Source organism: Gemmatimonadota bacterium, assembly GCA_016719105.1.
Lineage (GTDB): Bacteria > Gemmatimonadota > Gemmatimonadetes > Gemmatimonadales > Gemmatimonadaceae > SCN-70-22.
Genome location: JADKAQ010000030.1, coordinates 75,887 through 83,324, shown reverse-complemented (window position 1 = coordinate 83,324; position 7,438 = coordinate 75,887). Strand labels below are relative to the sequence as shown.

Here is a 7,438-nt window from a genome sequence, read left to right as displayed (position 1 = left end):
CCAGCACGGGATGGACGGGGTGCGCTTCTACACGAAGCAGAAGACGGTGACCTCGCGCTGTCCAAAAGGGGGATCGGGGCGGGAGTTCAAGATCCTATCAGTCGCCAAAACCCTCGGACGTAGAGGACTGGGAAGAACGAGAGACGGGAAGACGAGATAGCGACCCTCGACCGCCGCACTCAGCTCCGGGTACGCCCTTCTCGTCTTCTCGTCTTCTCGTCTTCCCTATCTGAGTTCTCGCACCGCACGCCACGCCATGTCGATCGCGGCGTCGGTATACGCGTACGCCGCCGCGTCGGGTTCCGCGATCAGGACATTGCCCGGCCCGGCTGAAGACCCGATTTCGCGGCGACTCGCATGGCGGGCCACGTCCGGGTCCCAGAGCGAGTTGTACTCGTAAGCGTAGCCGTGCGACCAGCGGTTCACGGTGATCGCCGCGATGTCGCGGGCGGGGTCGAAGCCGCCCTTGCCTAACATGCGGGCGAGCTGATCGCGGACGTTGCGTTCATAGGTCGCGTAGGGCGTGGCGAACAAGTTCGCCGCGACCGGCCCGTTGCTGGTCACGCACGGGGATTCCGGGACGCAGGGGTGCGGTGCATGGTCACCGCGACCAGGTCGCTCGGAGCCGACTTCGCATACTGGTGCCGCCCATGCTCACCGAGAAGTCCATCGACATGTCGTAGAAGTAAGACCCGGGGCAGAAGATCGACGTGGTCCTGGAGCTGTTCAGCGCCTTCCAGTTGCAGCGCGACGTTTGGCGTAAACGAAGGCACCTTGGACCCATACCGCAGGGCGGCCGCCTGCCGCGTCTCGACTTCCGGGAACGATGTGCGGGATGATGCAGTTCCAGCAAGCCATCACGCAGCGCGCGCCCTTCACGCGCTCCGCGCGTCCGTTGCGCGCATAGGTCGCACCTGGACGCCGCTGGCCCGAGTTCTGCACGTGCACCGCGGTGGCGCTGAGTCGAGGCGCACGCGTTGCGCGGGCGATCGAGCGCCGTAGTTCACGCCGGCTCACGACGTCGTACATCGTGCGCCCGGGGATGCTCCCGGGGACGAGCCCGCGCACGAGGAGGCGGGCGATGGTCGCGTTGCCGTCGGGGAAGTGGAAGATGTACGGCTCGTCGTTGGAGTGCAGGATCGCCGAGCGTCCCATGCCGGGAGCGGGAGAGTCGTCGAGGCCTAAGCCGGCGAAGCCGGGCAGTTCGAGCGGCACGCAATCGCCGGCGGGCACGGCGTCGATGCCGACGCCGAAGAGGTCGTGCGTGAACGACTGGAAGTATGTGAGCGCCCCCTTGGAGAGGTGGCAGTACTTCGACAGGTAGTCGGCGTAGCTGGTGCGGGCGAGCAGTGCCTTCTTCTCCGGGATGCTGCGTCCGGGGAGGTAGTCGGTGGGGGTGACGTATAGCCGGGCGATCTCCTTCTTCACCGAATCGGCGAGCGGCGTGCGCGCCAGGTACGCGGTGATCGGCTCTTCCTCGTCGTGCAGCACGAGCCCGTCGCTGCCGAAGGTCTCGCGGTTGAAGAAGACCCGTCCTCCATCTGGCGACTGCGAAGAACTCCTGGTCGTATGCCTTGTAGAACGGCTGCGTGTCGATGCCGAGTTCTCGCAGCAGGCGCTTGGCCTCGGGCGAGTACTTGCTCGGCGTGTCGATCGACTGGGTGCCCCCGTACGAGATGAGCGACTTGCCGTCGACGGTGAACTCGTTGCGCCTGGCGTGGCCGCCGAAGTCGTCGTGGTTGTCGAGGATGAGGATGCGCGCCGAGGCGCCGAAGCGTTGGCGGTAGAACCACGCCGCGCTCAGCCCCGAGATCCCAGCGCCGACGACGATGAGGTCGTACGACTCCTTGAGGTCGGCCGGCGTGCTCCACTCCCTTGGCGCCATCCCGTCACGCACGCGATGGGCGTTCTCGAACGCGCCGTCGTGCGAGCCACGCAGCCCCGTCATCGCGGGCGGATAGTCACCAGTCGCGACGGCGGCGCGTTGGTCGAGTCCCCCGCTTCGCAGCAGCTCCGCCGGCGAGAGCGCGCCTAACGCGCCGATCCCGATCGCCATTCCGTTGAGGAAGTCCCGCCGGTCGATCGGCCGATCGAGCCCGAGGTCGCGGTCTTCCGGCGAACGTGTGTGGTGCTCGTCAGGCATCGTCGCGCCCCATGGTCAATGTGAAGCCAGGCGGGGGCCATGCGGTCAGGCGCGGCGTGCCACCGCACCTGCCCCGGCTCCCGTCTCCCCTTCCGCTACTTGATGCGGCCGTACTTCCGCATCGCCGCCATCATGCGATCGACGGGCATGGCGAAGACCCGCAGGTCGTTGGCCCCGGTCGTCGTTTCCGCCGCGAGGAGCGCGTTCGTGATGGCCGCCTCCGTCGCCTGCGCCGTGGCCTGGAAGAGCGGCGAGATGCGGTCGTTGGTCAGCATGGCGAGCGTCGTCGTGGTCTCCGACGACCAGGTCTTCGGGTTCGCGGTCGAGAAGGCGATGAAGATGTCCCCCGAGCCGTTGCCGCCGAATCCGCCTTGCCGTCCGATTCCCAACGAGACGCGCGTCGCGATGCGCTTGAGTTGGTGCGGGAGGAGCGGCGCGTCGGTGGCGACGACGACGATGATGGACCCCTGCTCCGGCGCGTCGTCGTTGCGCGGCGTGGGCTGGCCGCAGCGGCGACGTGCCATCAACTCGTCCAGCGCGACCTCCGGCCCGACGGCATAACACGAGGCGAGGTCGGGGATCTCCTCACCCACCGGGACCCCCGCGATGCGCAGGTCGCGCCGCACGCCGTAGTTGCACTGCACCAGCACGCCCACCGTGTACCCGCCCTGGCCCTCGGGCAGGACGCGCGACGCCGTCCCGATCCCGCCCTTGAAGCCGTGACAGCTCATCCCCGTCCCGCCGCCCACAACCCCTTCCTTCGGCAACCCACCGCTGGCGTTGTCGAGGGCCGCCAGGACGTGCTCCTCCTTCACATGGAAGCCGTTGATGTCGTTCAGCCCACCGTCATACGTCTCGGCGACCACCGGGAGCCACCACGGCTGCAACATGTTCTTGCGCGTCACCTCCCACTTGATGATCGCGTCGCGCACCACGCCCACCGAGTGCGTGTTGGTGATGGCGACCGGCCCCTCGAGGTAGCCGCTTTCCTGCACCCAGGTCGTCCCGGTCATCTCGCCGTTGCCGTTGAGCGTGAACCAGGAGGCAAAGACCGGGTCGTGATTGTCCTTGCCCCGGGGGTGCACCACCGTGACCCCCGTGCGCACTGGCCCCTTCCCCACGACCAACTTGCCGCTGCCGGTGATCAGCGTCGTGTGCCCGACCTCCACCCCCTTCACGTCGGTGATGGCGTCGAGTGTGCCGGGGGTCCCGCCGATCGGGAGCCCGAGGTCGCGCTCGCGCGGCTTCGCCTGCGCGAGGAGCGTGACCGGGACGACGAGCCCCGTGAGCGTCGCACGGCGCAGCGCGCGCGCGCACCGACCCTTGGTTGCAGGTGACGACATTGGTGCGGTGATGGCAGGGGGTGAAAAGGGAGATCGCCGGGGAACATCGTCCCCGGCGATCGGTCCCGCCAGATCGGCCTTCGCCGCCGGTGCCTACGCCAGCCGGTCGAGCGCCTTCCCGAGCTTGTCGATCAGCTCATCGACGTGGGACTTCTCGATGATGAGCGGCGGCGAGAGAGCGATGATGTCGGCCGTCGTGCGGATGAGCAGTCCATTCTTGAAGCAGTCGATGTGGCAGTCCATCGCGCGGGCACCGACCGCTCCGGCGCGGGACTCCAGCTCGATCCCCGCCACCAGGCCGATGTTGCGAATGTCGATGACGTGCGGCTTCCCCCGAAGCGAGTGGATCGCCTCCTGCCAGTAGGGGGCCATCGCCGCGGCCCGCTGGAAGAGCCCTTCCTCGGCGTACACGTCGAGCGTCGCCAGGCCGGCGGCGCAGGCCAGCGGGTGTCCCGAGTAGGTGTAGCCATGGAAGAACTCGATCCCGGCCGGCGAGGCGTTCACCACGGTGTCGTAGATCCCGTGGCGCACGAAGACGGCGCCCATGGGGACGTTGCCGTTGGTGATCCCCTTGGCGACGGTCATGAGGTCGGGGACGACGCCGAAGTAGTCGGCGGCGAAGGGCGCCCCTAACCGCCCGAAGCCAGTGATCACCTCGTCGAAGATGAGGAGGATGCCGTGCTTGTCACAAATGGCGCGCAACCGCTCGAGGTAGCCCACCGGCGGCACCAGCACCCCCGTCGACCCGGCGACCGGCTCGACGATCACCGCAGCAATCGTGTCCCCCCCATGCTGCACCGCGAGGTCCTCGAGCGCGTCGGCCAGGTTGGAGCCGAAGCCGGGCTGCCCCTTGCTGAAGAGATTCTCGGTGATGCCGTGCGTGTGCGGGAGGTGGTCGACGTTAGGCAGGAGATGGTTCAGGTACGCCTGCCGGTTGGGGGCGATCCCCCCGACCGAGATCCCGCCGAAGCCGACGCCGTGATAGCCGCGCAGGCGACCGACCAGTCGCGTGCGCTTGGCCTCGCCGCGCGACTGGTGGTAGGCGATGGCGATCTTGAGCGCCGAGTCGACGGCTTCGGAGCCGGAGTTGGTGAAGAAGACGTGATCGAGGTCGCCCGGAGTGATCTCGGAGAGTCGCGTCGCGAGCTGGAACGAGAGCGGGTGCCCCATGTTGAAGCCCGGCGCGAAGTCGAGCGTCTTCGCCCCCTGCGCGATCGCGTCGACGATCTTCTCGCGGGCGTGGCCGGCGTTCACGCACCAGAGTCCGGCCGTCCCGTCGAGGATCGTGTTCCCGTCGACATCCTGGTAGTACATCCCCTTGGCCGAGGCGAGGAGACGCGGAGCCTTCTTGAACGCCTTGTTGGCGGTGAAGGGCATCCAGAGCTCATCCAGTGAGAGCGCGGTGGTGGCGGACATGTTTGGGGAGGACGGGAGGACGAGAAGACGGGACGCATGCCCCAGCGAACGCTGGGGACGACAGTCTCCGGGCTCGGGGGAAAGTGTCGCGTGCGAGGCGGGGCGTCCAGCGGGAAGTGGGCGTCGAATGCGTCGGCATCTGGGCGCTACGTGCCGTCGCCGTCGCGAGCGCCGCTTGGGTGATGCGCCTCCTCGTCCCCACCGCGCCACCCGGAGGCCCCTCCCCGCGACAGGGTTCCCGAGGCCCCTCCCCGACGCGGAGCTGTGCACCATCCTCTCGGCGATCCTGCTGGGCGGGCTGCTGCTCAACGCACTCGTCGGATGGTGGTGGGCCGACTCCGTCGCCGCCCTGGCGATGGTCCCCCTGGTCACCATCGAAGGGGTGCGTGCCCTGCGCGGTGAGCCGCCCTGCGGCGACAGTTGCGGCGGCGCCTGCCACACGGAAGGTTAGGACTGTCACCAGACGACGAGGCGAACCGGCCGCCAAGCTCTCACTCGTCTTCTCGTCTTCTCGTCTTCTCGTCCTCTGGCCCCATGGACCGTCGCACATTCGTCCTCGCCGCTGCCGCCTCGGCCGCCGCCACGCGCCTCGGCGCCCAGTCCGCATCGCCGGCCCCATCGCCAGCCGCATCGCCAGCCGCAACGCGCCAGCAGCGGCGCAACACGCTGGTGTTCGACGCCATGGGCGAGCTTCGTCCGGAGTACACCGACGACATCCTGCGCGCGATGCTGCGGAGCGGGATGGATGCGATCACCATCACCCTGTGCGATCCCAAGCCCGAGGGTGACGAGGCACTCGCCCTCGCCGTCGACTCGCTCATCGAGCACGACAAGTACCTCGCCTCGCGCCCCGACCTGTTCGTGAAGGCGACGAGCGTTGCCGACCTCGATCGCGCGCGGCGCGCCGGCAAGCTCGCGGTCTTCTATCTCTACCAGAACACGGTGCAGTTTGGCACCTCGCTCGACCGCGTCGACTTCTTCCATCGGTTAGGACTGCGTTCGTGCCAGCTCACCTACAATACGAAGAACCACGTCGGCGTCGGCTGCTGGGAGCAGGGCGGCATCACGCCATTCGGGCGCGAGCTCATCGCGCGCATGAACCAGCAGCGCATGCTCATCGACCTCTCGCACGCCAACGCGCAGACGATGCGCGAGACGATCGCCGAGTCGAAGCAGCCGGTGATCATCTCGCACACGGCGTGCATGGCGGTGCACGAGAACCGGCGCAACACGCCGGACGACGTGCTCAAGGCGATGGCGGCGCGTGGCGGGGTAGTCGGCGTCTGCCAGATGCGCCCCTTCCTGACCGCGAAGCGTGGGAAGGAGGCACTCCCGGCCTACTTCGACCACATCATGCACGCCATCAAGGTGGCCGGTGTGGAGCATGTGGGGATCGGGAGCGACCGCGACCATCGCGTGATCACGCTCTCCCCCGAGTACATCGCCGAGTTGAAGAAGGAAGAGGGGGCCCAGGTGCGGGACAATGAACTCCCCTACTTCATCGACGAGCTCAACGGCCCGAGCCGGATGGAGGTCGTGTGGGACGGCTTGGTCGCGCGTGGGCTCCCGACGCGCGATGTGGAACGCGTGATGGGCGGGAACGTCTCCCGGATCTACCGCGAGGTCGTCGGCTGACCCGGGGTGCCTGACGAGGAGGGGATGCCGGCGGCCGGCATCTCCTCGGTGCGGTCTTCGGCCGCCATCTCGGCGTCTTCCTGTTCCTCGCGCTTCTCCACCTCGCGCTCGATGGCATCGCGCTCGGCGCGGTAGCGCTTGTACCACTCGCGGGTGACCTCGCCGGCGAGTTCGCGATTGCCGAGGCCGAAGGCGAGCGCGAGGGCGAGGGCGACCGCGCCGAAGAGGATCGCGAAAGCCGTGGTGACGATGTCCGAGGCGATGCCCAGCTCTTGCAGCGCCATGAAGACGGCGAGGACGACGACCATCCACCGCCCGATGCGGGCCAGCGTCGGCCCGCCCTGCACCGCCCCGGCGGAGGCCATGATGAGGCCACCGGTGAAGCGTCCGAGCACGATGCCGACGATGAGGATCACGATCGCCGACATCAACGACGGGATGTAGCCCACCAGCTCGGCGAAGACCGACGCCAGCGACTCCATGCCTAACGCGTTGGCGGCGACCATGATCACCGCGAACATCACGAACCAGAACAGGACCTTGCCGATGACGCGCGTCGGGTTGAAGTGCGACCCGGTGCGCTCGACCGCCTCGAGCACCCCACCACGCTCGAGCCACTGGTTGAGGCGCATCTTGCGGAGGATGCGCTCCGCGCCCTTCTCGACGAGCTTGGCCAGCAGGTAGCCGGCAAAGAGGATGACGAGCGCCCCGGCGAGAGCGGGAACGATCTCGGCGAGCTGGGCGAACGAGTCCTGCAGGCGTTCGTAGAACGTCACGGGATTGGCAAGGCGGCTGCTGGGGTCACACGGGAGTCGGGAAAGCCGACTCCGGTGACGGAGAATCTAACGCAACCGTGGATCGCGTGTGGGCAGGCCGGCCTTCCTCCCCGAACGGGGCTCCG

7 protein-coding genes are annotated in these 7,438 nt (G+C 67.9%); 2 read left to right on the top strand and 5 right to left on the bottom strand.

The annotated features are described in order from the left end of the window. Positions 1 to 225: 225 nt before the first annotated feature. From IPN47_22775 to IPN47_22760, 4 genes are all read right to left on the bottom strand, one after another. Positions 226 to 564, bottom strand: a complete 339-nt coding sequence (locus tag IPN47_22775; GenBank protein MBK9410821.1) for a hypothetical protein — start codon at positions 562 to 564, stop codon at positions 226 to 228. 439 nt (positions 565 to 1,003) lie between these two features. Continuing rightward, positions 1,004 to 2,143, bottom strand: a complete 1,140-nt coding sequence (locus IPN47_22770) for an FAD-dependent oxidoreductase (GenBank protein MBK9410820.1) — start codon at positions 2,141 to 2,143, stop codon at positions 1,004 to 1,006. A gap of 95 nt (positions 2,144 to 2,238) precedes the next feature. Further along, complete coding sequence (locus IPN47_22765; protein ID MBK9410819.1) at positions 2,239 to 3,486, bottom strand: P1 family peptidase; 1,248 nt, start codon at positions 3,484 to 3,486, stop codon at positions 2,239 to 2,241. 93 nt (positions 3,487 to 3,579) lie between these two features. Next, entirely contained in the window at positions 3,580 to 4,902 is a 1,323-nt protein-coding gene (locus IPN47_22760; protein ID MBK9410818.1) for an aspartate aminotransferase family protein, read from the bottom strand. Between the two features lie 175 nt (positions 4,903 to 5,077). Here IPN47_22760 and IPN47_22755 point away from each other — a divergent pair, with 175 nt between their 5' ends. Both IPN47_22755 and IPN47_22750 read left to right on the top strand, forming a co-directional pair. Further along, positions 5,078 to 5,353, top strand: coding sequence for a hypothetical protein (locus IPN47_22755; protein ID MBK9410817.1), 276 nt, complete (start codon positions 5,078 to 5,080; stop codon positions 5,351 to 5,353). An 83-nt stretch (positions 5,354 to 5,436) separates the two neighbouring features. Next, a complete protein-coding gene (locus IPN47_22750; protein MBK9410816.1) occupies positions 5,437 to 6,537 on the top strand; it encodes a membrane dipeptidase in 1,101 nt (366 codons plus the stop codon). Here the strand turns inward: IPN47_22750 and IPN47_22745 are convergent. Next, positions 6,516 to 7,313 (bottom strand): hypothetical protein, encoded by a 798-nt coding sequence (locus IPN47_22745; protein ID MBK9410815.1) that lies wholly within the window; start codon positions 7,311 to 7,313, stop codon positions 6,516 to 6,518. The two genes, IPN47_22750 and IPN47_22745, sit on opposite strands and share 22 nt — an antisense overlap. Positions 7,314 to 7,438 lie beyond the last annotated feature (125 nt).

What these genes read in the sequence shown, in the direction of transcription:
- IPN47_22770 (MBK9410820.1), bottom strand. Translation starts at nt 2,143, where the DNA reads ATGCCTGACGAGCACCACACACGTTCGCCGGAAGACCGCGACCTCGGG.
- IPN47_22765 (MBK9410819.1), bottom strand. Translation starts at nt 3,486, where the DNA reads ATGTCGTCACCTGCAACCAAGGGTCGGTGCGCGCGCGCGCTGCGCCGT.
- IPN47_22760 (MBK9410818.1), bottom strand. Translation starts at nt 4,902, where the DNA reads ATGTCCGCCACCACCGCGCTCTCACTGGATGAGCTCTGGATGCCCTTC.
- IPN47_22750 (MBK9410816.1), top strand. Translation starts at nt 5,437, where the DNA reads ATGGACCGTCGCACATTCGTCCTCGCCGCTGCCGCCTCGGCCGCCGCC.